The organism is Gordonia sp. L191 (assembly GCF_030077625.1).
Classification (GTDB): Bacteria; Actinomycetota; Actinomycetes; order Mycobacteriales; family Mycobacteriaceae; genus Gordonia; species Gordonia polyisoprenivorans_A.
This window is the reverse complement of the sequence record NZ_CP125996.1, coordinates 5,614,084-5,640,406: the sequence shown is the minus strand read 5'-3', so window position 1 is coordinate 5,640,406 and position 26,323 is coordinate 5,614,084. Positions and strand designations below refer to the sequence as shown.

At 65.6% G+C, this 26,323-nt stretch carries 28 protein-coding genes, 1 tRNA gene and 1 other RNA gene; 11 read left to right on the top strand and 19 right to left on the bottom strand.

The annotated features are described in order from the left end of the window. Positions 1-69 precede the first annotated feature (69 nt). From QNM97_RS25430 to ffs, 3 genes are all read right to left on the bottom strand, one after another. Entirely contained in the window at positions 70-1,350 is a 1,281-nt protein-coding gene (locus QNM97_RS25430; protein ID WP_283823325.1) for a glycosyltransferase 87 family protein, read from the bottom strand. Between the two features lie 69 nt (positions 1,351-1,419). Continuing rightward, on the bottom strand, positions 1,420-2,697 hold the full coding sequence (locus QNM97_RS25425) for an aspartate aminotransferase type Ic (protein ID WP_283820863.1): 1,278 nt from the start codon (positions 2,695-2,697) through the stop codon (positions 1,420-1,422). Positions 2,698-2,742: 45 nt separating this feature from the next. After that, positions 2,743-2,837, bottom strand: an RNA gene (ffs, locus tag QNM97_RS25420) — signal recognition particle sRNA small type. 217 nt (positions 2,838-3,054) lie between these two features. Between ffs and QNM97_RS25415 the strand changes: the two genes are divergently transcribed. Then, a complete protein-coding gene (locus tag QNM97_RS25415) occupies positions 3,055-4,464 on the top strand; it encodes an amino acid permease (RefSeq protein WP_283820862.1) in 1,410 nt (469 codons plus the stop codon). 64 nt (positions 4,465-4,528) lie between these two features. Further along, entirely contained in the window at positions 4,529-4,957 is a 429-nt protein-coding gene (locus QNM97_RS25410; protein ID WP_283820861.1) for a hypothetical protein, read from the top strand. A 30-nt stretch (positions 4,958-4,987) separates the two neighbouring features. Here the strand turns inward: QNM97_RS25410 and QNM97_RS25405 are convergent, their stop codons facing one another. From QNM97_RS25405 to QNM97_RS25395, 3 genes are read right to left on the bottom strand one after another with little or no spacing between them, the layout of a single operon-like run. Continuing rightward, positions 4,988-5,290: an SGNH/GDSL hydrolase family protein gene (locus QNM97_RS25405; protein WP_283823324.1), complete on the bottom strand. Its 303-nt coding sequence runs from the start codon at positions 5,288-5,290 to the stop codon at positions 4,988-4,990. Next, the gene (locus tag QNM97_RS25400) at positions 5,199-5,630 is read right to left on the bottom strand and encodes an SGNH/GDSL hydrolase family protein (RefSeq protein ID WP_283820860.1); all 432 of its coding nucleotides are present in this window, start codon (positions 5,628-5,630) and stop codon (positions 5,199-5,201) included. The genes QNM97_RS25405 and QNM97_RS25400 overlap by 92 nt, the downstream gene beginning before the upstream one ends. A 24-nt stretch (positions 5,631-5,654) precedes the next feature. Continuing rightward, entirely contained in the window at positions 5,655-5,849 is a 195-nt protein-coding gene (locus QNM97_RS25395; RefSeq protein ID WP_283820859.1) for a hypothetical protein, read from the bottom strand. A gap of 129 nt (positions 5,850-5,978) precedes the next feature. Between QNM97_RS25395 and QNM97_RS25390 the strand changes: the two genes are divergently transcribed. After that, positions 5,979-6,515: an HD domain-containing protein gene (locus tag QNM97_RS25390; protein WP_283820858.1), complete on the top strand. Its 537-nt coding sequence runs from the start codon at positions 5,979-5,981 to the stop codon at positions 6,513-6,515. A 269-nt stretch (positions 6,516-6,784) separates the two neighbouring features. Here the strand turns inward: QNM97_RS25390 and QNM97_RS25385 are convergent, their stop codons facing one another. The 4 genes from QNM97_RS25385 to QNM97_RS25370 all read right to left on the bottom strand — a co-directional run bounded on the left by QNM97_RS25385 (position 6,785) and on the right by QNM97_RS25370 (position 9,939). After that, entirely contained in the window at positions 6,785-7,159 is a 375-nt protein-coding gene (locus tag QNM97_RS25385; protein WP_283820857.1) for a DUF6188 family protein, read from the bottom strand. Further along, a complete protein-coding gene (locus tag QNM97_RS25380; protein ID WP_283820856.1) occupies positions 7,156-8,253 on the bottom strand; it encodes a hypothetical protein in 1,098 nt (365 codons plus the stop codon). The genes QNM97_RS25385 and QNM97_RS25380 overlap by 4 nt, the downstream gene beginning before the upstream one ends. A gap of 566 nt (positions 8,254-8,819) precedes the next feature. After that, on the bottom strand, positions 8,820-9,131 hold the full coding sequence (locus QNM97_RS25375) for a hypothetical protein (RefSeq protein WP_283820855.1): 312 nt from the start codon (positions 9,129-9,131) through the stop codon (positions 8,820-8,822). 172 nt (positions 9,132-9,303) lie between these two features. Beyond that, positions 9,304-9,939 (bottom strand): MspA family porin, encoded by a 636-nt coding sequence (locus QNM97_RS25370; protein WP_283820854.1) that lies wholly within the window; start codon positions 9,937-9,939, stop codon positions 9,304-9,306. 462 nt (positions 9,940-10,401) lie between these two features. Here QNM97_RS25370 and QNM97_RS25365 point away from each other — a divergent pair, with 462 nt between their 5' ends. Then, a complete protein-coding gene (locus tag QNM97_RS25365; protein WP_283820284.1) occupies positions 10,402-10,761 on the top strand; it encodes a hypothetical protein in 360 nt (119 codons plus the stop codon). 713 nt (positions 10,762-11,474) lie between these two features. Here the strand turns inward: QNM97_RS25365 and QNM97_RS25360 are convergent. Together QNM97_RS25360 and QNM97_RS25355 are read right to left on the bottom strand one after the other, a co-directional pair. Continuing rightward, a tRNA-Ser gene (locus tag QNM97_RS25360) sits at positions 11,475-11,563 on the bottom strand. Between the two features lie 88 nt (positions 11,564-11,651). Continuing rightward, complete coding sequence (locus QNM97_RS25355; protein WP_283820853.1) at positions 11,652-12,296, bottom strand: trypsin-like serine protease; 645 nt, start codon at positions 12,294-12,296, stop codon at positions 11,652-11,654. Positions 12,297-12,435: 139 nt separating this feature from the next. Between QNM97_RS25355 and QNM97_RS25350 the strand changes: the two genes are divergently transcribed. Then, the gene (locus QNM97_RS25350; protein WP_283820852.1) at positions 12,436-13,293 is read left to right on the top strand and encodes an NmrA family NAD(P)-binding protein; all 858 of its coding nucleotides are present in this window, start codon (positions 12,436-12,438) and stop codon (positions 13,291-13,293) included. A 28-nt stretch (positions 13,294-13,321) separates the two neighbouring features. On the opposite strand, the gene QNM97_RS25345 is transcribed toward QNM97_RS25350, so the two are convergent. Both QNM97_RS25345 and QNM97_RS25340 read right to left on the bottom strand, forming a co-directional pair. Then, complete coding sequence (locus QNM97_RS25345; protein WP_283820851.1) at positions 13,322-14,398, bottom strand: DNA polymerase domain-containing protein; 1,077 nt, start codon at positions 14,396-14,398, stop codon at positions 13,322-13,324. 1 nt (position 14,399) lies between these two features. Further along, positions 14,400-15,452: an ATP-dependent DNA ligase gene (locus QNM97_RS25340; RefSeq protein ID WP_283820850.1), complete on the bottom strand. Its 1,053-nt coding sequence runs from the start codon at positions 15,450-15,452 to the stop codon at positions 14,400-14,402. 110 nt (positions 15,453-15,562) lie between these two features. On the opposite strand from QNM97_RS25340, the gene gluQRS reads away from it, so the two are divergent. After that, complete coding sequence (gene gluQRS, locus QNM97_RS25335; protein WP_283823323.1) at positions 15,563-16,420, top strand: tRNA glutamyl-Q(34) synthetase GluQRS; 858 nt, start codon at positions 15,563-15,565, stop codon at positions 16,418-16,420. Between the two features lie 31 nt (positions 16,421-16,451). On the opposite strand, the gene QNM97_RS25330 is transcribed toward gluQRS, so the two are convergent. The 3 genes from QNM97_RS25330 to tgt all read right to left on the bottom strand — a co-directional run bounded on the left by QNM97_RS25330 (position 16,452) and on the right by tgt (position 20,393). After that, positions 16,452-17,453: a hemolysin family protein gene (locus tag QNM97_RS25330; protein WP_283820848.1), complete on the bottom strand. Its 1,002-nt coding sequence runs from the start codon at positions 17,451-17,453 to the stop codon at positions 16,452-16,454. After that, complete coding sequence (locus QNM97_RS25325) at positions 17,450-18,847, bottom strand: hemolysin family protein (RefSeq protein WP_283820847.1); 1,398 nt, start codon at positions 18,845-18,847, stop codon at positions 17,450-17,452. The genes QNM97_RS25330 and QNM97_RS25325 overlap by 4 nt, the downstream gene beginning before the upstream one ends. Before the next feature lie 277 nt (positions 18,848-19,124). Continuing rightward, positions 19,125-20,393, bottom strand: coding sequence for a tRNA guanosine(34) transglycosylase Tgt (gene tgt / locus QNM97_RS25320; RefSeq protein WP_020173174.1), 1,269 nt, complete (start codon positions 20,391-20,393; stop codon positions 19,125-19,127). Between the two features lie 123 nt (positions 20,394-20,516). On the opposite strand from tgt, the gene QNM97_RS25315 reads away from it, so the two are divergent. Further along, positions 20,517-20,933 carry a hypothetical protein gene (locus tag QNM97_RS25315; RefSeq protein ID WP_502875068.1) on the top strand — a complete coding sequence of 139 codons (417 nt, stop codon included), beginning with the start codon at positions 20,517-20,519 and terminating at the stop codon, positions 20,931-20,933. 68 nt (positions 20,934-21,001) lie between these two features. Beyond that, the gene (locus tag QNM97_RS25310) at positions 21,002-21,784 is read left to right on the top strand and encodes a MerR family transcriptional regulator (RefSeq protein WP_283820845.1); all 783 of its coding nucleotides are present in this window, start codon (positions 21,002-21,004) and stop codon (positions 21,782-21,784) included. A gap of 100 nt (positions 21,785-21,884) precedes the next feature. Here the strand turns inward: QNM97_RS25310 and QNM97_RS25305 are convergent, their stop codons facing one another. Together QNM97_RS25305 and QNM97_RS25300 are read right to left on the bottom strand one after the other, a co-directional pair. Beyond that, a complete protein-coding gene (locus QNM97_RS25305; protein ID WP_283820844.1) occupies positions 21,885-22,631 on the bottom strand; it encodes an SAM-dependent methyltransferase in 747 nt (248 codons plus the stop codon). Between the two features lie 169 nt (positions 22,632-22,800). Then, positions 22,801-24,120 (bottom strand): UDP-N-acetylmuramoyl-tripeptide--D-alanyl-D-alanine ligase, encoded by a 1,320-nt coding sequence (locus QNM97_RS25300; RefSeq protein WP_283820843.1) that lies wholly within the window; start codon positions 24,118-24,120, stop codon positions 22,801-22,803. A 22-nt stretch (positions 24,121-24,142) separates the two neighbouring features. Here QNM97_RS25300 and QNM97_RS25295 point away from each other — a divergent pair, with 22 nt between their 5' ends. The 3 genes from QNM97_RS25295 to QNM97_RS25285 all read left to right on the top strand — a co-directional run bounded on the left by QNM97_RS25295 (position 24,143) and on the right by QNM97_RS25285 (position 26,242). Further along, positions 24,143-25,219, top strand: a complete 1,077-nt coding sequence (locus QNM97_RS25295) for a D-alanine--D-alanine ligase family protein (protein WP_079928586.1) — start codon at positions 24,143-24,145, stop codon at positions 25,217-25,219. A 15-nt stretch (positions 25,220-25,234) separates the two neighbouring features. Beyond that, entirely contained in the window at positions 25,235-25,687 is a 453-nt protein-coding gene (locus QNM97_RS25290) for a DNA-binding transcriptional response regulator (RefSeq protein ID WP_079928585.1), read from the top strand. Between the two features lie 162 nt (positions 25,688-25,849). Next, positions 25,850-26,242: an NADH-quinone oxidoreductase subunit A gene (locus QNM97_RS25285; RefSeq protein WP_079928584.1), complete on the top strand. Its 393-nt coding sequence runs from the start codon at positions 25,850-25,852 to the stop codon at positions 26,240-26,242. Positions 26,243-26,323: the final 81 nt, after the last annotated feature.

Sequence of the window (26,323 nt, the reverse complement as noted above, 5' to 3'; positions counted from 1 at the left end):
GCGGCACACGACGCCATGTCCGATTCGGTGAATTTCGACTAACCGGGAACCAGCCGGGCAGCCCCGAAATCAGCTGGGCAGCGTAGCGGTGTCCGTCGGGTCCGTGTTCTCCTCGGTCGGGCGCGCGGGGCGGTCGAGCAGTCCGAGCACGACGAGGGTCCCGATCGTCGTACCGAGGAAGATCGCGTTGTACGGATAGACCAGGAAAGCCTGTGCCCACGCCGGTCCCGTCTGCGCCTTGAAGAACAACCCGGTGAAGTACGCGTCGGGCACGGTGCGGTTCACGAACCACATCGGATAGGCGAAGTGCGTGCGCCAGGCGAATGCCGTCAGGATCAGCGCAACGAGTCCGATCCCGGCGGACACGCGGCGCATCGCCGACAAATCGGTGCGCAGCAACAGGTTCACGCAGATCACGACGATCGGCACGAACCACACCCAGTGATGCCCCCAGGCCATCGGCGACACCGCACACGAGGTCATACCGACGATCGAGATCGCGAGCAACTCATGGCCGCGTCGATGGGCGAGGACCGCCGAGCCCATCCCCAGGCCCAGCGCGATGAGCACGAGGACCATCCACACCGCGGTGTTGGGGGCGTCGGTGTGCATCAGATTGGCGATGAGCCCGCGCAACGACTGATTACCGAGAGTCTGCGGCGCACCCACTCGGTTGGAGTCGAAGATCTTGTCGGTCCAGTACGACCAGGATTCCTTGGGCAGCACCACGAATCCGACGACGGCGGTCAGCAGGAATCCGCCGACTACCCCGGCCATCGCACGCCAGCGCCGCAGCAGCGCGAAGTAGAGGACGAAGATCAGCGGCGTCAGTTTGATGCCGGCGGCGATGCCTGCGCCGACGCCCTTGAGTCGTGAACCGTCGGGGCGGACGAGGTCGGCGAGAATGATCAGCAGCAGGAACACGTTGATCTGGCCATACCAGATGGTGGTGCGCACCGGTTCCAGGAGCATGGAGACGGCGACCAGTGCGACCGCCAGACATCGCAGCGGCCAGTTCACATCCCTGCCGAGGGCCCGGAAGCACAGGACGATCACCAGATAGAGCGCGACGATGATGCCGACACTCCACACGATCCGGGCGGCCTCGAAGGACATCCAGGCGAACGGCATCAACACGATGACCGACACCGGCGCGTAGGTGTAGTCCATCTGACCGAGCAACTTGGCGTCGTAGAGACTGCCGCCGTCCCACACGGTCAGTGCGCCCGCGCGGTAGACGTCGAGGTCGAGTTGATAGTCGAACAAACCCCAGAACGGGGTGGAGAACGGCAGGATCAGGTGCTGGCACCACAGGGCGAGTGCGGCGATCGCGAGCGCAGCCACGCACAGAGCCAATCGGCGCCCGCGGCCACCTGTCACGATCGGTCACCCGCCACGCCCACCGAAGTTCGGCGCCCTTCAGGAACCGTGCGCGGAGAGCAGCGTCTCCGTCGCGGCGAGCAGCACGCAGGTGGCGACACCGTCCATCGCGACCTGCAGGTCGTCGATGCTCGGGAAGGTCGGCGCCAACCGGATGTTGCGGTCGTGCGGGTCGTGCTTGTACGGGAACGTCGAGCCCGCGGGGGTCAGCGCGATACCCGCGTCCTTGGCCAACGCGATGGTCCGGCTCGCCGCGCCGTCGGGCACGTCGAGGTTGATGAAATAGCCGCCCTCGGGTTCGGACCACGACGCGACCTTCGACTCCGCGAGCCGATCCTCGAGGATGCCGAGCACCGTCGTGAACTTGGGGGCGAGGATGTCGCGGTGGCGGGCCATGTGGGCACGCACCCCGGCCGCGTCACCGAAGAATCGTGCGTGGCGCAGCTGATTGACCTTGTCGGGTCCGATGGTCGCGAAGCCGATGTTCTCGACGAACCAGTCGACGTTGGCCTTCGACGATCCGAAGAACGAGACCCCGGCACCGGCGAAGGTGATCTTCGACGTCGAGCCGAGAACGTAGACGCGGTTGGGATTGCCTGCGGCAGCGGCCATCTCGATCACCGGCAGAGGCGTCGGCGCCTCGTCGACGAGGGTGTGCACCGCGTAGGCGTTGTCCCAGTAGATACGGAAGTCGTCGGCGGCCGGCATCGACAGCAGGCCCTCGGTGACCTCCGCGGAGAAGGTGACGCCGGTCGGGTTGGAGTACGTGGGTACCGCCCACATGCCCTTGATCGACGGGTCGGCGGCGGTCAGTGCCGCGCACGCGTCGACGTCGGGGCCGTCGGGGTTCATCGGCACCGGCACCATCTCGATGCCGTACTGCTCGGTGATCGCGAAGTGGCGGTCGTATCCGGGAACCGGGCACAGGAATTTCACCGGACCCGACGACCACGGTTGCGCCGAATCCACGGTGCCACGCAGCAACCCGAACGTCGTCAGGTGATGCATGATCTCGAGGCTCGCGTTGCCGTAGGCGATCAGATTCGCGGGATCGACCGCGAAGATCTCGCCGAAGATCTCCCGCAGCTCCGGCAGACCACGCAGGCCGCCGTAGTTGCGGGTGTCGGTGCCATCCGCGGCGCGGAAATCGGCGCCGGGCAGTGACAGCAACTCGTTGGACAGATCAAGTTGCTCGGGCGCGGGCTTGCCGCGGGTGAGATCGAGGGTCAGCCCTGCCGCGCACAGCGCGTCGTAGAGCTTTCGGAGGTCCTCCTGGGTGGCGCGAAGCTCGTCGGCACTCTTGGAGTGATAGTTCAACGGGGGACCTCATGTATCGGACTGAGATGTGCATCGGCGTGAGATGTATGGGGACCCCGCGCACCCGAGAGAGCCCGTTGACCCTTGCTGCCTTCCGGCCCTGGGGGAGTTCACAGGATGCACGCCGCGCGGGATCCGTCGTCAAGTGTAGCGAGTGGGTCGGCGCGATCTGCAATCGGTCCGTGCGACGGTCCCCACCAGCGGCGATCCTGGACGGCGGGCACTTGAGGGTTCTCCTGAATCGGACAAAGTTCGCTTCTGCTGCGAGTCCGCCGCACCCGCCGTAGATTCGGTCACCGCGCCCCCACAAGGGGCTGAATTCTGTGTGAACTCTCACCACCGTAGGAGACGCAACCCATGACCTCTGTCGACCGACAATCCTCCGAATCGACCGCCGCCGGCGGCCACGGTTCACTCGGGTCGAGCCTCAAGCCCCGACACATCACCATGATCTCCATCGCCGGCGTCATCGGTGCCGGTCTGTTCGTCGGTTCGGCGAACGCCATCGAGAAGGCCGGCCCGGCGGTACTGATCTCGTATGCGATGGCCGGCGCACTGGTGGTGCTGGTGATGCGCATGCTCGGCGAGATGGCGACCGCCAACCCCGACACCGGCTCGTTCTCGGTATACGCCGACCGCGCCCTCGGCCGCTGGGCCGGCTTCTCCGTCGGCTGGCTGTACTGGTGGTTCTGGGTGCTCGTGATCCCCGTCGAGGCGACGGCCGCGGCGTCGATCCTCACCGATCTCATCGGTGGCGCGCAATGGATCTGGGCACTGGCGGTCACGGTGTTGTTGACCGTCACCAACCTGATCAGCGTCGGCAACTACGGCGAGTTCGAGTTCTGGTTCGCGTTGATCAAGGTCGTGGCGATCGTGTTGTTCATCATCGTCGGCGTGGCGGCAATGCTCGGCTGGATTCCGAGTTCGGAGGTCAGCGGCATCCATCATCTGTGGCAGCCGGACGGCTTCATGCCCAACGGTTTCGGCGCGGTCATCGCAGGCATGCTCATCACCATGTTCTCGTTCATGGGCACCGAGATCGTCACGATCGCCGCAGCCGAATCACCCAACCCGGAGAAGGGCATCACCAGGCCGGTCAACTCGGTGATCTGGCGGATCTCGCTGTTCTATCTCGGCTCGATTTTCGTCGTCGTGTCCCTGCTGCCCTACAACAAGCTGCCCGACGGCTCCTACCAGTCGGTGCTCGAGGCGATCGGCATCCCGCACGCCGCGCTGATCATGGACATCGTCATCCTGACCGCCGTCGCCTCGTGCCTGAACTCCGCGCTCTACACCGCCTCACGCATGCTGTTCTCGCTCGGCACCCGGCACGACGCGCCGTGGGCCGTGCGACGGCTGTCCCGTAACGGCGTGCCGTGGGTGTCGGTGCTGTTGTCGATGGTCATCGGATTCCTGGCGGTGATCGGTAACTACGTGTTGCCGGACAAGATCTTTGCGTGGCTGCTGGCCACCAGCGGCGCGATCGCGCTGTTCGTCTACCTGACCATCGCCGCGAGCCAGCTCAAGCTCGGCCGCACGTTGCGACAGGAGGGACATCGGCCTGCGGTGACGATGTGGTTGTTCCCCTACCTCACCGGTGCGGTGATGGTGTTCATCGTCGCGGTACTGGTGCTCATGGTGTTCGATGCAGGACAGCGCCAGGCGATCATCTTCTCCGCGATCTCCGCGCTGATCATCGTCGCGGCCGGGGTGATCGTCCAGAAGCGCAGCACCGATCCGCATCCGGTCACCCCCGCGCAGCAGTAGCACTTCCGTCGGAAATGTCACATTTCCGGCCGCGGTGGCGATAGAGCAGTCAAGGAGGTCACTCATGACCATTCGCACTTTGATCCGCTCTTTCGCCGCCGCAGGCGTGGCCCTGGGGGCACTCGTTCTCGCACAACCCGCCGACGCGTCGGCGTCGGTCACCGCCATCGGGTTCCAGATCAACCCTGCGCCGTACGGGATGCCGACCGGCAGCCTCGACTCCACGCCCGCCCGGTGTTTCACCGAGGTCGGCCGCCACCGAGGCGAGGTCACCGTCACCGCCGAGAAGTGGGCGCGGTGGTTCTGCCCACCGAACTCCGAGGTGCGCTGGATCAACCTGTCGACCGGCGCCACCGGTGCTGCCCGACTCAGCAACGGACTCAACGACATACCGGCGCACGCCGATCTGCGCACCGGTCCGGGACAGGTCGCACTGACCTTGCTTCCCGGCGGTGTGTACACGCCGGGGTTCGCCACGGTCGCCGTGCCCTGACCCCGGCCGACGAACGTCGCCCGCCCGCCCTCAGGCGACCTCGCGAAGCCATTCCGCGATCATCGCCGCGCCGACCTGATGGGGGTGACCGAACACCGCGATCTCGCGCGGGACCGCTCCCTCAAACCACGGTTGAGCCGAGCACGGGTCATGTCCGGCCGAGCGCGCTCCGACGTCGACGAACGCTGCGCCGTATCGTGCCGCGATCCGTGCCTGAGTCATATTGAACTGTGCGAGAAAGTCATTCATCCAGGCGGCGTCGCCGTCGGAGGCGGGGACGAACGGCCAGCATCCCCGTCTGCCGACCTGACCACCGTGGCCGACGAGGACGATGCGGGCGTTGGGTGCCGCCTTCTCCGCGCATCACGCCGTCAACCTGGCCTTCCATGTAGGCGAGCATGCGATGTGCCGCAGCGATGTGCCCCGTGTTGAATCGACAACGCGCGTCGCCGCCGGGTAGGGGAACTTGGCACCGCTCGGCGATCGCTCCCCCGTTGAGGTCGTTTCCGCCGATGGAGATGGTGACGAGGTTGGTGGTCTTGGTGACGCCGCGGATCTGGGGTGGGATCGACCCGAACGGCCCGTTCTCCGGCAGAAGGGTGACGTTGGCGGCCCACGCACCCGCGCATGAGCGGTCGACGAAGCTGTGCACGTGCGCGATGCGCTCCAGCACGCTGGGATAGGACGTGGAACTCCGCTAGCAACCGTCGGACGGTTGCAGACCCGGCATGTTGCCGGAGGCACGGGAGTCGCCCAGCGCGACATAGTTCAGGCCCGACGGCAGTGCATGAGCCGCAGGACTCCCGACGACCACGCCGAGCATCGAGGAGAGGAGAGCGACGATCGCGATCACGGTTCGCCGCAGCGTTGCGGCACCGGGCATATCTGGCACGAGAAGCAAGGTGCCATGTGGGGCCCACCGGTTCAACTTCGGACGCCGGCAGATCTGGCATGATCGTTCGCCATGCGCTTGGCCGATCTCTCCGCGCCGTCAACGGCCGCTGCTCGCGGGGCTCTTGAGGTGGCCACCGAGTACTGCACGCCGGCGCTTCTCAACCACAGCCTGCGGTCCTACGTGTGGGCCGCCGCGCACGCCCGCGCTTCTCGCCTTCAACTCGATCACGAACTTCTCTACGTCGCCGCGCTGTTGCACGATATCGGGCTCGTCGCCGAATTCGACAACCACTCTCTCGCCTTCGAAGATGCGGGCGGGCACATCGCCTCGGTCCTGACCGCCGGAGCAGGTTGGACTATCAACCGTCGCGCTCGTGCCCGCAGGATCATCGTCGAACACATGGCGCCCGAACAGCCCAACACCGACGCGGAATCTCGCGCGCTTTGGCTGGCAACGGGTTACGAGTTCTCGGGTGCGCCACTCCCCATGGACACCAGTTTCCGTGCTGAGGTACTCCGCCGATACCCACGCCTGGACATTGCCTCGGAGTTCTCGACCAACTTACGTGATCAGACCGGCCGAAAGCCCGGCTGCGCTGCCGCACACGCTGTCGCTGATGACATCTTGACGCGCATCGCCGCCAACCCGCTCGACGCTGAATAGACGAAACTCTGCAGCAGTACGAATACGGGTGCTTTCGCGGGGCGAGAGCCGCTCACGTGGAATGTACTTGCCGATCATCCACTTCGGCGCGCAAAAGCAATGAGCCGCGACACCGTATGTCAACGATGTCGCGACTCATGACTTGGCGGAGCTACCGGGACAGCTTTCGAACCCCAACACCGAAGCCACACGACTACTGACCTGGTGGCGAGACGGACACATGCAGGTCCTCGCACCGACAGATGACGTAAGGTGCTGAACTCGGCAAGCTAATGATTCCCGAGGTCTGGCGCCCACATTGCCACAATTAGGTGGTCGCCGTACCGCGCATTCCACGATTCATATCCATCGTGATTTGGTTCAACGAAGAAGGAGAACCCACTATCGAGTAGCACAGTCAGCTGATATTCCTCGGTGTAGGCCGCCGAAGTAATCGGACTCTCCATCAACGGTGTTAGCAATTCGACGCGAGGAGACCCCTCTCGTGGATCAACAACGAATCTTTCGCCCGCATTAGTGACACAGACCATGGGGTCCTCAAGAGTGAGGAAATTGCCATTGTTCGTTCTTAGAATAATGGTGTAGCCACCGTCAATATCGATAACTTTGTCGCCAGCCAGCGGGAGTGGTATGGCTACGTTCATGGTTTCCACCCTTTCGGCAGTGGGAATGACCCGTCGGGCTTGATTGGGATATGGGTCTGGGGGTTGCCAGAAGGTTTACCGTTGAGGTCAATCGCCTGACCGTGCCCATTGTAGATCCGTACATATCCGGATGGATTTCGGGCATCTGGCTGCATCACGCGAACCGAGTCCGCGTTACCTGTCGCACCCGGCTTTTGCCATACCCACCCTTTTCCGTTGTCGGACCGCCTGGGTACCCAATCACTTGGCACCCCTTCGGGACGGTCTGGGGGGTTATCACCCTGGCCTTGCCAAGGCTTTGTGCGGTCAGGTGTGTCGTTATCGTTACCGTCATGGTTCTCCGTGAAGTACTGACTGATCCAGTCCTTCACCTTATCGACCTGGTCAGCGAGCCATCCAGGAAGCTTGTCGATCATCAGATCGGGCAGCTGGTCGGGGTGGGTACGTACCCACTCCCAGCCGTATTCACTGATGATCGTGGCCATGATGGCGGAGAGCAAAAGGGCAAGAATCGCAGCTTCGGCAGCGTCATCGATGAGGAAGAAGACCGGGTCAGCCTCGATCCCCTTGTCACCACCAGGAGGCACGTAATTCGGCAACGTGAACGACGGCTGCTCGTCCTGCGGATCGGGAGTCGGCTCAACATCAGGAGTCGGAGCAGGTGCGGGCGCTGGTGCCGGTGCGGGCGACACCGCGGCCGGAGGAGACTGTGGTGTGTACTGCGAGCCTCCGCCCGCACCACCACTGAACGTGTTCCCGCCATCGTCATTACCGCTGGTACTGCTGCTTGCTGGCGGATCGTGATGCTCGTTATCCGCCCGAGCATCTGCATTCGGATCGTCGGGGCCTTGTTGCGGACGGATCGCTGCGGCTTGAACATAACCGAAGCGGCGACCCCAGACACTCTGCGGAGCAGCAGAACTTCCCGATTTCATCGACGCGCCACCAAGTGCCGCGCGACGCACCCGCGGATTCGCCGCAGCGAACGCCGCCGCACCTGCCACGACCCACACCGCCAGCGGGATCTCCGGCTGCTTCGACCCGGAATCCAACGCGTGTCGCGGGTTATTTGGCTGTGGGTTCGCAGTGACCACACCCGGTACTGTCGTCGCCGCAGGCGCAGCACTGGAGGACACCGCCGGAACCTGCCCTGTGGTGTCGCCCGGGGGTACCGATTGCGGCGCTGACGGCCCGGAGCCACCACCATTCGTGCTCGTTGGCTGCGCCCCACCGTTCACACCGCCGCCTGCTGCTGGTGGTTGCGGGACAGCCTGTCCCGGCACAGTCACGATCGGTGTGCCGTTGCCTTCGCCCGGGCCGGGCCCGATATTGCTACCGACCTGCGGGCCACCCGACCCCGCATCGTTTGCACCCGTCGTGGGTGCCGGGGTGTTCGTCGTCGGCTGGAACGTGTTCGTCGGAACCGAAATGCACGGCCAGTTCGAGCCGTACTGAGCGCGCATCTGATCACACAACGCATCCGCATGCGCCGGAGCAGGGTCACTCCCAAGTGCGGCGACCGTGACCCCGCCACCGACCGCCAGCACCGCAGCAGCCAGCAACCCAGCCCCGAGCCGACGACGCGGCACCCGGTGACGCCCACGACGAGGCTTCACCGTCACCGACTCTCCCAAGCGATGCTGGTGTCGCTGACTGCGGGTCATTTGGTTTTGCCCCACATCAGGGCACCAACGATGGCGTCCGCACCGGCCCAAAACCAGCGTCCGGCGATCGACATCACCAGAAAGAACGCCAGGAACACCGGGATCACCCCCCACCGGTCCGACCACTGGCCAATATTCATCACGTTCGCCGCAGCGAGCACCAGCAACACACACCCGACGAGAAACAACATCACCTTCAGTACCGGCACACCGCCGCCACCTGCTGCGTTGTCAGGTTCTCTTTCGGCTTTGGTACTAGCGAGGGAGCGGCCCGCAGTCTCGGATACGGTAGGGAGTTCGGTGGTCACGGCATCGGCGTCGAGGCGATGCGCGCCACCCGGAACGGACGAAGCAGGAGCAATCATAAGAATCACAGCCCTTCGGAGAACGAACAGAGAATTGAGAGATGTACCGCGGCGAGGACGAACACGGTGGCCGAACCACCAGTCGTCACATGACGGCGACCGACAACACCACAGGTCAGAGGTAGTGCGGTGTGCCGTGCACGTTGATCGTGTTGTCGTTCAACGCCGTTGACACACTCACGGTCACATACGCGCGCAGGGCGACCGGCCCCAAACAACCGTCGACCTTCACATGCACCCCGTCGACGGTGATACCGGCTTTCCCGGTCTGCATCTTCTTGCTGCCGAACGGAATATCGGCGATCGTGCCCGGCCGCAACGTCGTGGAAATGTTTGGGGTCACCGTCGCACCGATCACCACCGCCGGCGGATACGAAATGTTCATCTGCGCCGACGGCCCACCCGAGATCCCGACCGTGGCACCCGACGTCACATCCGTGTTGCAGCCGATCTGAAACCCGGCCGCGACAGTGCCCGCCTGCACCGGCACCGACCCGGTCCCAGCGATGACGCCCTCACCTTTCAGACTCAGAAATCCTTCTCTCGTCCACGGCGATTGGTTAAGGGGTGGTACCGAACGCACCTGCTCGTGCGACTTGATCGCCGAGACAACCCATCCATCATCCGTGCGCTTGGTCGTCTGCTGATCAGCAAACGAACTCGGGGCAGCACCAGATGCACCCGCGCCGATCACCGACCCGACCACCACACACACGACACCAGCACCCGCCAGCACGCCGCGACGTCGCATGACTCCCGATCGTCGTCGCCTCACCGAACCAATCCCCACCGCCATGCCGTCCCCTCGCTACATTCATCCGACACCACGAACTGCGAATGTCAGATGCCGAACTGATTGCCGAAAGCAAACCACAAGGTCGACCTTTCGGCAAGATAACAATTCGGTTAAGTACTGCCTGCTGTGGCAAATCATCAGGTCAGACCCCTCTGGACGTCATTCCGGAACTGAGAAGAATTCCCCAGAACATCACGCCACAAATACGGCCAGGTACACCACACCGACGACCGGATAGCGCACTCGAGTCGGAAAATCCGACAACGCAGACCCGCCACCGACAATCACACGCACCCGGCCCGGACGACACCTCCCCCGAAAGATATGCCCCGCCAAGCGAATACACGTACCTCAGCAGACAGCCATCAGCTGTAGTACAGTCTCGATCCAGTTCACTACACATCACGGGGGTCCGACATGAAACACGCAAAGACCACTGCCGCACCGGCCGGGATCGTCGCCGCCACATCTGTGGCCGCTGGAGCCCTCGGAGCCGGTCACGCCGATGCCCGTGACTACACCCGCCACGGCGTCACACTCACCGTTTCCCAGACCGCGTTCGTCGCCCACAACAACCTGGGCACCGCATTCTCCGGCATCCCCTACATTCCCAACCTCGTCTACAACCCGACCTGGGGCCATGTCATCCAACGCGACGCCCAAGCCGCCACCCTCGTTGAGGGATGCATCGAGATCGGGATCGCCACCCCCAACGACGGTGGCCCCGGCAACATCGACTACGTCACCCTCTGGCCCGCCAGCCGATGCGCACCATAACCGCGCCGTACACCACTCACCGACGTACGCCCCTGGTCGCAGACTCGTGTTCACCGACATCGTCCTCGCCACACTCGCCGGCACAACCCTCCTCACCGCGTTGGCCCGCATAATCCTCTGGCGAACAGCACGAGGACGCACACGAATCGAGCGAAGCGAACCGCTCTGAGTATTAGCATTTTCCGGCGACGGAACATGTCACCGCCGCAGAAACGCTCGCTTTATCGCACACGATCGGCCCCCGAGGGGCCCGCGTAGCGTTCATCATGAGGCGCATTATCGACCTACAACCCTGCGTAAGTGTTTTGGTCCACGTCTCAGATGAGTCGCTTTACTGTCCCGTAGTGGATGCCGGGACCAGATATACATCGGCGAGGACGGACAGGTGCAGTCCGCCGTCGTGCACCAGCGATTCGGCAGACTGCTCGCCGTCGACACCGACACCAACACCAACACCAACACCAACACCAACACCAACACCAACACCAACACCAACACCGAGATCATGACTAATGAGATGACCGACACCCCCGACACGCCATCCGACAACACATTAGAGCCAGCATCTGGCGACACCGCCTTCGACCTCGGTGGCCTCACCCTCACCGAAGCCATCCTGTACGCCTCGCGAAACCCGCAGGTCAGGACCATACGCAGGCAAAAACAAACTCGGCACGTACTTCCGTACGCGCCGAGTTCGAATAACGCTCATTTGGCGGAGGATAGGAGATTCGAACTCCTGAGGGCTGTTAACCCAACCCGCGTTCCAGGCGAGCGCCATAGGCCACTAGGCGAATCCTCCAACGACGGTCGATCATAGCCGGGAGCGGGCGCCCAACCCAAACTGCACGGTCATCATCGACCTCCGAACCCGCCCGACCGGGCTTCTACTAGCGCAGGTTTGCGGGCAGCAACGAGACCGGGGCGATGAGGGTGTCGGTGTCGGAGCTACCGGCCGACAGGATGCCGATGACGTTTCCTTGCGCATCCCGGATGCCCGATCCGCTGTCGCCCTCGGCCGAGCGCAGGAGCGCGCGGACGCTGGTCGTCGTGTTCTGCAGCAGGAAAGGCGGGGCGAAAGAGTACCCATATGCGGTGCGCATGGTCGGTTTGGGGTCGGTGATGGTGCCGGCACTGAACCGCGTGGTCACGCCGTTCTTGGTGACACGTTCGCCCTTGACGATCGGAGCGCTCCAGGCGATCAAGTCGACCTGCGCGTGGGTGTTGCGTCCGAGACTGATGACCGCGATGTCCAGACCCTTGGTGATCCGGTTGGCGGTGATGCGGCCGATCGTGTCTCCGTGCTCGTCGTACACCTCTTGACCGACGTGACCACAGTGGCCGGCGGTAAGGGCCTTCGTCGGGGACACAACCGCACCCAGCGTGCAGGAGGTGGCCGTGATGATCGTCTCGTCGACGTTGATCTCCATGCCCGACCGCACCGTCGGGACTGCCGCCTGAGCGGAGGCAACCGGGGCTGCGACGAGTCCTGCGGCACTGAGCACGAACGCGGCGGCCATCAATTTAATACGCATGTGTTCCGTCTTTCGTCTGGTTGGCGACTGAAGGCAATCTATCAGGAGTCTTTGAGATAGCAAATCGAGGATTGTCTTCTTGTCCCCCTTTAAGTGGAACGGCCGTAGACTCATGACGCCGCCGTCGAAGGGAATCCACATGCCGCCTACATCCAGTCACACCGAACCAATCGCGGTCCTCGGCGCCACCGGAGGTCAGGGCGGCGCCGTTGTCGATGCACTCCTCGACGCCGGACGGAGCGTTCGGGCCGTCGTACGGTCGCCGGAGTCCTCGCGCGCGCAAACTCTTGCCGACCGCGGTGTCGAGCTGGCCGTCGCAGACCTGATGAGTGGCGACGGCCTGGCCGAGGCGTTTGCCGGAGTCGCCGGAGCGTTCGCGCTCACCACGCCGTTCGAGTCGGGTGTCGACGCCGAGCTCACCCAGGGGGATGCGATCATCGCCGCGGCGCGTGCATCAGCGCTGCCATATCTCGTGTTCTCGTCGGTCGCCAGCGCCGACCTGAATACCGGGGTCCCTCACTTCGATTCGAAGTACCAAGTCGAGCAGCGCCTCGCGGCGGCCGACATCGCCCACACCGTCGTCGGCCCGACGTACTTCTACGACAACATCTTCGGCGATCGTGATGCACTCGCGGCCGGGTTACTCCTGATGGCGATGCCGACCGAGATGCCGCTGCAGCAACTCTCGCGCGCGGACCTGGGATCATTCGTCGCGAACCTCTTCGCCGATCCCTCCGCGCATGTCGGTGAGCGCATCGACATCGCCTCCGATTCGGTGACACCGGGCCAGATGGCCGCCGTCCTGTCGTCGGTCACCGGCAACGATGTTCACGCGGAATCCTATGATCCCGAACGTATCTCATCACCCGACATGCGTGCGATGTTCGGTTTCCTCTCGACAACGGGCTACAACGTCAACATCACCCAACTGCATCAGCAGTACCCCCAGGTCGGGTGGCAGTCGTTCGCCGAATGGGCGGCCGGCGCGTTCGGCTAGGGCGTCGACACGCCCTAGGAAAACCGGGTCACTCCATCCGGTTGCCGTGTTCATCCCAGTGTGCGGCAACCTTTTTGCTCGGTTGGACACGTGGCGGCTCGCCGGGCATCTTGGGGTAGCTCGGCGGGTACGGCATGTCGTGCAGCCCGTTGGCGTCGTCGCGCTGCACCATCTCCAACAGCGGTTCGAGTCCGACGCGGTGCTCGGCGATGTCGGCCATCGGATCCCCGCGTCGGGCAACCAGGTCGGGGACGGTGGCCATGGTCGCGTCGTCGGGATGTATCTCGGCGAGTTCGGCCCACGTCACCGGCGTCGACACGCGGGCGTTGGCGCTGCGGCGCACCGAGTACGGCGAGGCCATCGTGCGGTCCCGCGCATTCTGGTTGAAGTCGATGAAGATCCGTTCTCCGCGTTCCTCTTTCCACCAGGAGGTGGTCACCGTGTCGGGATCACGACGCTCCATCTCGCGCGCGATCGCGATCACCGCACGGCGGGTGGCGATGAAATCCCACTGCGGCTGGATCGGCACGAACACGTGAATACCGCGCCCGCCCGAGGTCTTGGGGAATCCGGTGTATCCGAGTTCGTCGAGCAATGGGGCGAGCACATCGATCGCCACCCGACGCACATCGTCGAAATCGGTGGCCGGCTGTGGATCGAGATCGATGCGCAACTGGTCGGGATGATCGTTGTCACCATCATGGGTGGGCCAACTGTGAAAGGTGACGGTACCGAGATTCGCCCCCCACACGATGTCGGCAGGCGCTTTGGGGCACAGCGCATCTCCGGTGCGCCCGGAGGGGAACGTGATCCGGGTGGACGGAACGTGCTCGGGACGTTTCTTGGCGATGTGCTTCTGGTAGATCTCGTCGCCCTCGATACCGTCGGGGAAGCGCTGCAGGAAGGTGGGCCGATCGCGCAGCGCCGTCATGATCGGGCCGTCGCCGCCGTCGTCGAGTAGGGCCATCTGCCGGTAGTAGCCGACCAGATCGCGTTTGCGGCCGCCGTTTTCACCGAGTTCGGGGAAGTAGATCTTGTCGGGGTTGCTCATGCGTACGGCGATACCGCCGACGTCGAGTTCTTCGGCGGGCGAGCGAGAAGCCATGTCAGTCCTGCCCTTCCAGCACATCGTGCAGGTCGTAGGTCAGCGGCACGTCGAGCTGCTCGTATCCACAGCTGTCGGGCTCGCGGTCGGGACGCCATCGTAGGAACTTGACGGTGTGCCGGAAGCGACCGTTCTCCATCTGGTCATAGGCAACCTCGGCGACGAGTTCGGGCCGGATCGGAATCCACTCCCCCGACTTCTCCGAACGCCACCGCGTCGGTTCCCCGGCAGAGGGTTTGTCCGGGTCGAGACGCATCGGCTCGAACATCTGCTGCAACTCGACGCGTTTGGCGTCGGTGAAAGCGCCTGCGCCGCCGACCATTCGCAGCTCGCCGTCGTAGAACAGCCCCAGCAGCATCGATCCCAGGCCGGTACCGCTCTTGTGCACCCGGTAGCCGATCACCACACAGTCGGCGGTTCGCTTGTGCTTGACCTTGATCATCTCGCGCTTGTTTTCCACGTAGTGACCCGCAAGGCGCTTGGCGACGACGCCGTCGAGTCCGGCGCCCTCGAACGCCGAGAACCAGTCCTCGGCGACGGCCGGATCGGCGGTCACCCGACTGACATGGAATCGGCGATCACGCCCGCCCGGACCGATGGCCTCCACGAGCGCCTCGCGCCTGGTGACGAAAGACTCGTCGATGACACCGACGTTCCCGAGCGCGAGGGCGTCGAAGCCGATGAAGATCGCCGGTGTGGTCTCGGCGAGCATCGCGACCCGCGAGGCCGCCGGATGGATGCGCTGGGCCAGCGAGTCCCAGTCGAGTCGATGGGTGTCGCCGATGAGCGAGGGCACACCGATCTCCCCGTCGAGCACCACTTTCCGGGGCAACTCCGCGCGGGCGGCGGCAACGATCTCGGGAAAGTAGCGTGCGAGGTCCTTGCCACCGCGAGAGCCGATGACGACCTCGTCGCCGTCACGAAAGACCAACGCGCGGAATCCGTCCCACTTCGGCTCGTAGGACCATTCCGGATTGTCGGCGGGTTGGGCCGGAACCGCGCTCGCCGCTTTGGCGAGCATCGGCGCGACCGGAGGAGTGACGGGGAGATCCACCTCACCATCGTCACCCACTTGTAGCCTCTAGGGCAATGACCGCACACCCTGGCGTTTCCGCGGCCGGCCCGGCGGGACGGTTCGCCCCGTCGCCCTCCGGAGACCTCCATGTGGGCAACCTGCGTACCGCCGTGTTGGCGTGGCTGTTCGCCCACACGACGGACCGGCGGTTCTTGCTGCGCATGGAGAATCTGGACCGCACAGCCGTCGGCTCGGACGCCCGACAGATCGCCGACCTGCACGCACTCGGCCTCTCCTGGGAGGAGCCGGTGCGCTACCAAACCGACCGGCTGCCGCGCTACCGGCAGGTCATCGACGACCTCACCGCGACCGGAGGGACCTTCGAGTGCTTTTGCACACGTCGCGAGATCCTCGAGGCACCCAGCGCACCGCACACACCGCCGGGCGCGTACCCGGGAACCTGCCGCACCCTGACCGCCGCGCAACGCGAGGCCAAGCGTGCGGCCGGCCGGCCACCGGCGATCCGGATCATCGCCGACCGCAGCACGTTCACCGTCGACGACGTACTCCACGGCCGCTACACCGGTGCGGTCGACGATTTCGTCATCCAACGCGGTGACGGCACCCCCGCCTACAACCTGGCCGTGGTCGTCGACGACGCGGAGCAGGGCATCGATCAGGTTTGCCGCGGTGACGACCTGTTGTCGTCGGCGCCGCGGCAGGCGTATCTGGCCACGCTGCTGGGATATTCGCCGCCGACCTACGCCCATGTCCCCATGGTGCTCAACCCCGACGGCGTCCGGCTCAGCAAGCGCGACGGCGCGATCACCCTCGCCGACCTCGCGGCCACCGGCGTCCATGCCGGCATCGTCCTCGATCACATCGCCGTGTCACTGGGACTCGCCGCGGCGGGCGAGCACATCGACATCGCCACGCTGGCAGCGAGATTCGATCCCGCTGTGCTGGCGCGCACGCCGTGGATCGTCTCCGATCTCGAGTGGCGCTGACCGCTCGTGGCGCAACCGGTCGCGACTGCGCTCAGCTCGCGGTGGCGAGCAGTCGGGTCAGGACGTCGTCGATGGACAGCACCCCGACGACCCGGCCGTCGTCGACGACGACCGCGATGTGATTGCGGTACTGCCGCATTCGGCTCAGGGCGTCGTAGACAGGAAGTGCGGGCGTCATTTCCAGCACCGGCCGCATGAGGTCGGCGGCGCTCGCGTCGGGGGCGGCCTCGAGACAGTCCCGGACGTGGACGACACCGCTGACCCGCGGCCCGTCGCGGACCACGAGACGCAGATGCCCGCTGTCCCGGGCCCGTGCCTCGATGACGGCCGCCGTCGCATCGTGATCGACCCCATCGGGATCGACCACCGTCGCCACGTCCGCCACCGTCAACGACGCGAGATCCAGTGCGCTCGAGAGGTGTTCGTGATAGCGGGCCTCGAGCGTGCCGACGGTCGCCGAATGCTCGACGAGCTGGCGCAACGTCTCCGGATCCTGTCCGGAAGCGACCTGGTCGACGGCCTCCACACCGACCATCCGCAACACCCGGTTGGCCAGCCTGTTGAGTTGGACGATCACCGGGCGGGTGAACCACATGAACACCCGCATCGGGATGGCCAACCACACCGCCGACCGTTCCGGATGGGCGATCGCCCACGACTTCGGCGCCATCTCACCGACCACCAGGTGCAGGAACGTCACGATTATCAGCGCCAGGACGAATCCGGCGATGTCGGCCAACCACAGCGGCGCGCCGATGTTCTCGAACGCCGGCGTCAGCCAGTGATGGACGGCCGGCTTGGTGACCGCACCGAGCGCCAACGTGCACACGGTGATCCCCAACTGCGAACCCGCGAGCAGTACGGACAGCTCCGACGCGCTGCGCAGGGCGGCACGCGCGGAACGGCTGGTCGCCGCGGCGTCTTCGAGGCGGTGCCTGCGCGCGGCGATCAGCGCGAACTCCACGGCGACGAAGAAGGCGCTGGCCGCGATCAACGCGACCGTCACGGCGAGAACGACCCAGGGGTTGCTCATCGCTGACTCTCCTTCGGTGATTCGTCGGCGGCCGGTACGGTCTCGCGCGTCACGTGCACCATCGCGGGTACGCGGTGGGCGATCTCGACGACCGTGGCGATCAGTCGCGGCGGGAGCGCCGGTTCGTCGTCGACGAGGCCGGCCGGGTCGGGTTCGATCGGCAACACCACGCTGTCGCCGACCTCGGGCAGTTCCCCCGCGGTGGCGATGACCAGACCGCTCAGCGTTTCGTAATCCTCTTCGGGGAGTTCGTATCCCAGCGTGCGGGACACCTCGTCGAGGTGTGCGTCACCGCGGATCGCCCAGCCGTCGGCGAGCACCGCGATGGGTCCAGTGTCGGCGGGATCGTGCTCGTCGTCGATCTCACCAACGAGTTCCTCGGCCATGTCCTCGGTGGTGACGATGCCGGCAAATCCGCCGTATTCATCGATGACGACCGCCATCTCGTCACCGGCGGCGGTGACGTCGTCGAGTACCTGCGGCAGCGGCAGCGTCGTCGGGACGATCACCGCGGGGCGTGCGAGGTCGCGGGCGGTCCTTGCAGTCGGTGCCGGGGTCGCCGACCATTCCAGGATGTCGGCGAGGTGGACCACCCCGACGACGTCGTCGGTGCCCGCATCGATCACGGGATAGCGTGTGTGGCCGGTCGCCATGCGGCTACGGACCGCGGCGAGGTCGAGGTCGGCGGGCACGGTGTCCACGCGCGGACGCGGGATCATCGCGTGATCGGCGGCGCGAGTGGGGAATTCGAGAACGCGATCGAGAAGCTGAGAGAGTTCCGCGGGAATCTCCCCGGCCTGCGCCGACTCCGCGACGATGTGTTCGAGGTCGCGGGGCGTCGCCGAATGCTCGACGTCGTGCACCGGTTCGATGCGCAGCGCCTTGAGCAGCAGGTTGGACGCCGCGTCGAACACCGTGATGAGTGGACCGAAGATCTTGAGGTAGGTGCGCGTCGACAGCGCGAGTCGACGGGCGACCGGTTCGGGACGGGCGATGGCGAGGTTCTTCGGGAACAGTTCGCCGAAGACCATCTGGATCACCGTCGAGAACAGCACCGCGAGGATCGTGCCGATGGCCACGCCGACCGACACCGGGACCCCGACGTCGCCGAGCAGGTCACCGAAGCCGCTGCCGATGAGCGGTTCGGCGACGTAACCGACGAGCAGACCGGTGACGGTGATGCCGAGCTGAGCGCCGGACAGCATGAATGACGTGCGTCGGGTCACCGCGAGCGCACGGGTTGCGGCGGTGTCGCCCGCCTCGGCGCGTGCCTTGAGGCGGGACCGGTCGACGGCCATGTAGGCGAATTCCTGGGCGACGAAGTAGCCAGTCAGCGCCGTGATCGCAAAGACCACCAGGATGCCGATGAGGATTCCGAGCAATGTCAGCAGCATGATGCCCCGCTCTCGGGGGACATGACCGCGGCTCGGTCAGAAAACGGTGCCCCCGGATGGGGGCCGGATCGTCGGGGTTTCTTGCGTTTGCGCTTCGCGCGGGTCATCGGAGCTTTCGGTCTCGGGTCGGGGGTGATTCACAGGATACGCAAAGCCAACGGGTCGGGCGCTCTCGGAGTTCCCGCGGGCGGCGTCGGCGTCAGGAAGAGCGCTGTCGGCGGGGAGATGGGCGCCGTCGGCGGAAAGAAGGGCGCTGTCGGAGGGGAGACGAGCGCCGTCAGCGCGCGGCACGGCCGGCGTAGTAGCGGCCGAGGAAGTCGTCGCGGTACGCCTCGTAGTCGCCGTTCTCGATGGCACGGCGGGCCCCGTCGACCATGTCGATGACGAAGGAGACGTTGTGCAGGGTCGCCAGCGTCGCCGCGAGCCCTTCCTTGGCCTTGAACAGGTGATGCAGGTAGGCGCGGGTGTATTGCGAGGTGTAATTGGTGATCTCGGGGTCGATCGGCCCGAAGTCCTTGCGGTAGCGCGCGTTGGTGATGTTGACCCGGCCGTCGCGGGTGTAGACGGCACCGTTGCGCGCGACCCGCGTCGGCGAGACGCAGTCGAAGGTGTCCGCGCCGTTCTCGATGGCGGTGAAGATGTCGTCGGGCTCACTGATGCCGAGGAGATGTTTGGGTGCGTTCTCCGGGAGTTCGGTGTTGACCCAGCCGACGATGGTGCCGAGGTTGTCCTTCTCCAACGCACCGCCGATCCCGTAGCCGCCGAAGCCTTTTCCGCCGTTCTCGCGGTCGATGCGGGACAGTTCGGTCAGATCCCGCGCGGCCTTGCGTCGTAGATCCTCGTACTGCGCGCCCTGCAACACGCCCCACAGCGCCTGCTGCGGGCGGTGGCTGCGCTCGACGGAGAGCCGATTGTGTTCGGCGAGACAACGAATCGCCCAGAGCCGGGTCCGCTCCAGCGAATTCTCCTGATACCCACGGGTGTTCATCAGGGTGGTGAGCTCGTCGAAGGCGAAGATGATGTCGGCGCCGAGCTGATGCTGGATCTGCATCGACACCTCGGGGGTGAAGCGATGAAACGAGCCGTCGAGGTGCGACTTGAAGGTGACGCCGTCGTCATCGACGTGGGAAAGTCGTTCGCGCCCTTCGGCGATCTTGTGATCGTCCTGCTCGCCGGTCACGTCCATCGAGATGACCTTCTTGAACCCGGCGCCCAGCGACATCACCTGGAAGCCGCCGCTGTCGGTGTAGGTGGGGCCCCGCCAGTTCATGAACGCACCCAGCCCGCCGGCCGCGTCGATGATCTCCGGCCCCGGCTGCAGATACAGGTGATAGGCGTTGGCCAGCACCGCTTGTGCCCCGAGCGCGGCCACCGACTCCGGCAGCACGGTCTTGACCGTCGCCTTGGTCCCGACCGGCACGAACGCGGGCGTGGCGATCTCCCCATGCGGCGTCGTGATGACACCGGTGCGCCCCAATGTGCCGGGGAGTCGGGTGCCGATCCGGAAGGTGTCGTGCGAACTCACCGGAGCATCTTCGCAGGCCATGAGCGTGCAGCTCAAACCGACGGTTGTCGTCTGTTCGTTCTCCGGGGCGAGTTCGCTACGGTGAAGACCATGTCGCATCCCACTTTGACCCGCTGGTCGGCCCGGTCGTTGGCGGTCGGCGGTATGGCCGCGCTGGCCACGGTGTCGCTGGCCGCATGCGGTGACGAACAGCAGTCCGGTGCGCAGGACTCCTCCGCCGCCCCCTCGGTCACCACTCCGAGCACCAGCGTGCCGGTCGTCGCCGGCCCGAGCCCGCAGTCGCGCACCACCGAGGCGACCTCGGGCGCCCAGTCGGCCTCGACCTCGTCGACGAGCAAGACCTGCGGCAGCGTGGCCGGCCCCGACGGCGCATTGCGTGTGCTCGTGCTCGCCGGCGACGTCGACTGCGAGACCGCGAAGAAGATCGGCACCGAGTACAGCCCGAAGATCGCGACCGGCCAGCAACAGAAGGTCTCCGGTTGGACGTGCGGCCCGTCGGAGGTCCGCGGCATCCTCGCCGCCTGCCAATCGGGTGACAAGGTCCTCGGCTTCACGCCCTGACCGACCGCATCCCGAGCCCACCGGCGCGACTTGACCCTCACGTGACGTCAGACCCGAAGGTGTGGGGAGTGAGCGAAGGACATCCCGAAGAGCTGACGGTCGGCGCCACGGCGCGGCTCGTCGGAGTCAGCGTGCGAACGTTGCACCACTACGACGAGATCGGCCTGGTGACGCCGTCGGCGCGCACACATGCCGGCTACCGCGTCTACGACGACGCCGACGTCGAACGGCTCCATCAGGTACTGACCTACCGGGAGCTGGGATTTCCTCTCGAACAGATAGCGACCCTGCTCGACGATCCGTCGGCCGACGCGCTGGAACACCTCTCCACCCAGCGTGATCTGCTGCACGACCGTATCGCTCACCTCACCCGAATGGTCGCGGCTGTGGAGGACATGATGACTGCGAAGAAGACCGGTATCGCGCTGACGGCGGCCGAGCAGGCCGAGATCTTCGGCGACGACTGGCTCGGCGACGAGTACGCCGACGAAGCACAGGAACGTTGGGGTGACACCGATGCGTGGCAGCAGAGCCAACAGCGCACCGCCGGATACTCGAAGGACGATTGGCGTCGGATCAAGGAGGAGACCGACGCCTTCGAGACACGCGTGGCCGATGCGATGGGCCGCGGTGTGAGCCCGGGGTCGGCGGAGGCCGACGCCCTGGCCGAACAGCATCGGGCCGCCATCGAGAAGTTCTACGACTGCGGCTACGAGATGCAGGTGTGCCTGGCCGACATGTACGTCGCCGACCCGCGTTTCACCGAGCACTACGACGGTGTCGCGCCGGGCCTGGCGATCTACCTGCGCGAGATCATCCGGGCCAACGCCGCGAAGAAGCAGACGGCTTAGCCTGACCAGTCGCTGGTAATGCCCGACCCACTCGCCTGGGGATCGACCATGAAACGCGGGTCCGGGCAACGTACTGCCCGGACCCGCGCTCATTGCACCCTCAGCGGACCATCAGTACGAAAACTCCCCAGCCGAGGTATTCCCGCTGGTAACGGGTGTAGCGGGCGGGTTCGGTGGTGAGCTCCGCCCGTACCTCCGGAGCCAACTCGTCGCCAGGGTTCTCGTCGAGCCAGCGGCGGAGGCTGAGCCACTGCGCCGCCTGGTACCGGTCCCAGCTGTCCTGATCGGCCAGCATCATTTCCACCACGTCGAACCCGAGATCGCCGAACTGCTCGATCAACTCCGGTAGGAGCAGAAAATCGTCCTTACGGCCGGCACCGCAGGCGCCGGCGGTCTCCTCGTCGGGTACTTCCCGACGCCAGTACGGCTCACCGATCAGTATCAGACCACCTGGACGGAGGCTCCTGTTCAGCAGGTCGGCGGTGCCGGCCACACCGCCGCCGATCTCGGTGGCGCCCACACACGCGGCGAGATCGACCACCTCGTCCGCAACGAAGCCGGAGGCGTCGGAATGCACGAAGGTGACCTGATCGGCGACGCCGAGTTCGACGGCACGGAGACGGGCCTGCTCGGTGAATACCGTGCTGATGTCGACGCCGATTCCGGTGATGCGGTGGTCGCGTGCCCAGGTGCAGAGCATTTCGCCTGACCCGCTGGCGAGATCGAGCACACGCGTTCCGGGTTCCAGGTGAAGTGCCTGGCCCAGGGTGGCGAGCTTGTCCGGGGTGAACGGATTGTGGATGCGGTGGCTACGTTCGCGAATGGTGAAGATGCGTGGAAGGTCCACGAGATGTACTCCTTGGAGCTGATTCGGCCATGACTTTTGCAGATGGCAGCAGACCTGAGTCGCCTGCTGTGGCGCGGACCGTCATCAATTCACCTCGTTCGGACGCATGGATCTTCAACCGGATGAACCTAGCCTCCCGGGTGCGACGTTTCCACCCAATATCTGAGAGTCACCCCAGTGCGTCGGCGACCCGCTCGAGCGCGGCCACCCGACTGCCCTTGACGAGCACCACATCACCCTCGGTGAGGTCGTCGAGGGCGGCGACGGCGGCCTCGACGTCGCCGACGTGCCGGGCGACCGTTCCGTAGGACGGTTCGCCGACGGCGATCACCTCGACGCCGAGTGACTGCGCCTGCTGCGCGATCTGCTCGTGCGCGGCCGGTGCGTCTGCCCCGAGTTCGGCCATCGTGCCGAGCACCGCGATCCGACGGCGACCGTCGAGCGCGGCCAGCGACCGCAGCGCCGCGGCCATCGACGTCGGGTTGGCGTTGTAGGCGTCGTTGAGGATCGTGACACCGGCGTCGGTGGTGTGCAGTTCCATCCGCAACCCCGACAGCGCCGCACCGAGCAGGCCGTCGGCCATGACCTCGACGGGCACCCCCAGCCCGCCGGCGGCCGCGGCCGCGGCCAGCGCGTTGGACACCTGGTGTTCGCCGCGCGCACCCAGACTGACCTGCGTCGACCCCCACGGCGTGTGCAGCCGGAACGACGCACGCAGGGCCGCGTCGACGGTGATGTCGGTGGCGCTGACGTCGGCCGACGGGGTCAGCCCGTAGCTCAGCACCTGCGCCGAGGTGCGCTCGGCCATCGCGATCACGCGCTCGTGGTCGGCGTTGAGGACGGCGATGCCGTCGGCGGGCAGCGACTCGACGAGTTCGCCCTTTGCCCGGCCGACGGCGTCGATGTCGCCGAACAATTCCAGGTGGACGCCCTCGACGCGGGTCACGATCCCGACGGTCGGGCGGGCGATGGAGCACAACTCGGCGATGTGTCCGACGCCGCGCGCGCCCATCTCGACGACGACGGCCTCGGTGTCGTCGGGGGCGTTCGCCAGCGTCAGTGGCAGGCCCAGTTCGTTGTTGAACGATTTCTCGCTGGCGGCAGTGACGAAGGTCGTCGCGAGCACCCCGGCGAGCAGGTCCTTGGTGGAGGTCTTGCCGACCGACCCCGTCACCCCGACGACCCGTTCGGGCAGCCGGCGACGCACCAGTCGTCCGACGTCGGCGAGCGCGGCCGCAGTGTCGGCGCAGGTGATCGCGGCGGCGGCGACGTCGGTGCGCGGGGGCTGCGAGGTGAGGTACGCCGTGGCGCCCGCGGCGACGGCCGAACCGATGAAATCGTGTCCGTCGCGGACGGCGACGATCGGGACGAACAGTTGCCCGGCGGCGACGGCACGCGAATCGATGGTCGCACCGTCGACCGTCACGTCTTCGCCGTTGGTCAGCTCTCCGCCGACGGCGTCGGCGATCTCACTTACCTGGATGTGCACGCCCTAACGCTATCGTGACCCCATGGCCTCTCCCCTGCTGCGTCTGATCGTGCTCTACGGCGGTGTGTCCGCCGAGCACGATGTCTCCCGGGTCACCGCGGCGCACGTGATCGCCGCCGCCGACCCCGCGAAGTATGAGGTGAGGCCGATCGGCATCGCCAAGGACGGCACCTGGGTGCGCAACGACAAGGTGATCGCCGCGCTCGCCGAGGGCACCGAGCTGCCCGGTGAACTCGAGATCGCCGGTACGGCCGTCGATCCGCTCGCCGAGTTGCGCCGGCAGTCCGACGACGCCATCGGGGTGGTGTTGCCGCTGCTGCACGGACCGCACGGTGAGGACGGCACGATCCAGGGCATGTTGGAGCTGTTCGGGCTGCCCTATGTCGGCGCCGGGGTGCTCGGCTCCGCGGTGTGCATGGACAAGGCGATGGCCAAGGTGGTTGCCGCGCAAGCCGGAATCCCGCAGTGCCGATGGCTGGAGTTCCGCGATGGCGTCGACGATCCGCGCACCATCGCCTTCCGGGCAATCGAGGAGATGGGGCTTCCGCTGTTCGTCAAGCCCGCCAACATGGGCTCGTCGGTGGGGATCACCAAGGCCCACGACGCCGCCGAACTCGACGCCGCGATCAATCTCGCGCTGCGCTACGACGACGTCGTCGTCATCGAGGAAATGGTCGACGGCCGTGAGATCGAGGTGGCCGTGCTCGGCAATGCGCTGCCGGAGACCTCGGTGCCCGGGGAGATCATGCCGGGCAGCGAATTCTACGACTACGAGGACAAATACATCACCGGCGCCGCGAAACTGGTGATCCCGGCACCGTTGTCGAAGGAGGCCGCCGCCGACGTCCGCGAACTCGCGGCGAAGGTGTTCACGGCGATGCGTTGCGCCGGCATGGCGCGCGTGGACTTCTTCTACGAGGAGTTCGGTCGGGGCTGGCTCCTCAACGAGGTGAACACCATTCCCGGTTTCACCCCGGGCTCGATGTATCCGAAACTCTGGGATGCCACCGGACTGCCCTACCCCGACCTCATCGACCGCCTGGTCACGCTCGCCCTCGAATCGCATCGTCGTCGTACCGGGTTCTCCACCGAACACTGACGTAGCATCAATCCCGTGAGCGGCACCGACGACGTGACCAGCACCGATGATGCTTTGCCCCAGCGACCTTCGGTGTTGCGGGTGTTGGTGTACTCCGACGACGCCGACACCCGTCGCCAGGTCATCGGCGCGCTGGGCACCCGGCCCGTGCCCGATCTGCCGGAGTTGAGCTTCTTGGAAGTGGCGACCGGACCGATGGTCTTCACCCAACTCGATGCCGGCAACGTCGATGTCGCCATCCTCGACGGTGAGGCCTCGCCGGAAGGTGGGCTGGGCATCGCCAAGCAGATGAGCGACGAATACGATCCGCGGCCGCCGACGCTCGTGCTGATCGGTCGCGCCGCCGACCGGTGGCTGGCCGACTGGTCGCGGGCCGACGCCGCCGCTACGCTTCCGGTCGATCCGATCGAATTGCCGGCAGCCCTGGGCGACATGTTGCGCGGAAAGCTCTCGCAGCAACAGTCCTGAACAGGCATTTCGACTCCTGGTCGGGACGACCGTCCGAAAACTCTCCCAAATGTCTCGACACGACGTCGTGCGCTTGTAAGGTTGTGTTGTAGCTCACATCAGCCCGCTACTACCCAGCAGCTCACACCCACTGAGCGAGCGCACGGAGGGAGTCGATCGGCGATGAACGCCTATGTTCCGATCCTCGTTCTCGGCGCGATCGCGCTCGGCTTCGCGGTGTTCTCGGTCGTCATCGCCTCGGCGGTGGGGCCGCGCCGGGCCAACCGCGCCAAACTCGATGCCTATGAGTGCGGTATCGAGCCCATCGGCGGCGGAGCGGGGACGTCCACCCTCTCGGACGTGAGACAGACTGTGGTGCAGAGAATTCCGGTCAAGTACTACCTGACCGCGATGCTGTTCATCATCTTCGACATCGAGATCGTCTTCCTCTACCCATGGGCGGTGGCCTTCGACGCGCTCGGCTGGTTCGGTCTGGCGGCGATGGCCCTGTTCATCGTGAACGTGTCCGTCGCCTACGCCTACGAATGGCGCCGCGGCGGGTTGGGGTGGGACTGACGTGACTGATCGGGCACGAGTCGAGCACAAGGGAGCGCACCGATAGCGAGTTCGGCACACATGTGCCCGTGACCCGTCCGG

Bases quoted from the DNA above. Each gene is read 5' to 3' on its own strand.
- QNM97_RS25365 (WP_283820284.1), top strand. From the start codon at position 10,402: ATGAAACACGCAAAGACCACTGCCGCACCGGCCGGGATCGTCGCCGCC.
- QNM97_RS25295 (WP_079928586.1), top strand. From the start codon at position 24,143: ATGGCCTCTCCCCTGCTGCGTCTGATCGTGCTCTACGGCGGTGTGTCC.
- QNM97_RS25315 (WP_502875068.1), top strand. From the start codon at position 20,517: ATGGCCGCGCTGGCCACGGTGTCGCTGGCCGCATGCGGTGACGAACAG.
- QNM97_RS25355 (WP_283820853.1), bottom strand. From the start codon at position 12,296: ATGCGTATTAAATTGATGGCCGCCGCGTTCGTGCTCAGTGCCGCAGGA.
- QNM97_RS25285 (WP_079928584.1), top strand. From the start codon at position 25,850: ATGAACGCCTATGTTCCGATCCTCGTTCTCGGCGCGATCGCGCTCGGC.
- QNM97_RS25385 (WP_283820857.1), bottom strand. From the start codon at position 7,159: ATGAACGTAGCCATACCACTCCCGCTGGCTGGCGACAAAGTTATCGAT.
- QNM97_RS25410 (WP_283820861.1), top strand. From the start codon at position 4,529: ATGACCATTCGCACTTTGATCCGCTCTTTCGCCGCCGCAGGCGTGGCC.
- tgt (WP_020173174.1), bottom strand. From the start codon at position 20,393: ATGGCCTGCGAAGATGCTCCGGTGAGTTCGCACGACACCTTCCGGATC.
- QNM97_RS25415 (WP_283820862.1), top strand. From the start codon at position 3,055: ATGACCTCTGTCGACCGACAATCCTCCGAATCGACCGCCGCCGGCGGC.
- QNM97_RS25350 (WP_283820852.1), top strand. From the start codon at position 12,436: ATGCCGCCTACATCCAGTCACACCGAACCAATCGCGGTCCTCGGCGCC.
- QNM97_RS25345 (WP_283820851.1), bottom strand. From the start codon at position 14,398: ATGGCTTCTCGCTCGCCCGCCGAAGAACTCGACGTCGGCGGTATCGCC.
- QNM97_RS25370 (WP_283820854.1), bottom strand. From the start codon at position 9,939: ATGCGACGTCGCGGCGTGCTGGCGGGTGCTGGTGTCGTGTGTGTGGTG.
- QNM97_RS25330 (WP_283820848.1), bottom strand. From the start codon at position 17,453: ATGAGCAACCCCTGGGTCGTTCTCGCCGTGACGGTCGCGTTGATCGCG.
- QNM97_RS25325 (WP_283820847.1), bottom strand. From the start codon at position 18,847: ATGCTGCTGACATTGCTCGGAATCCTCATCGGCATCCTGGTGGTCTTT.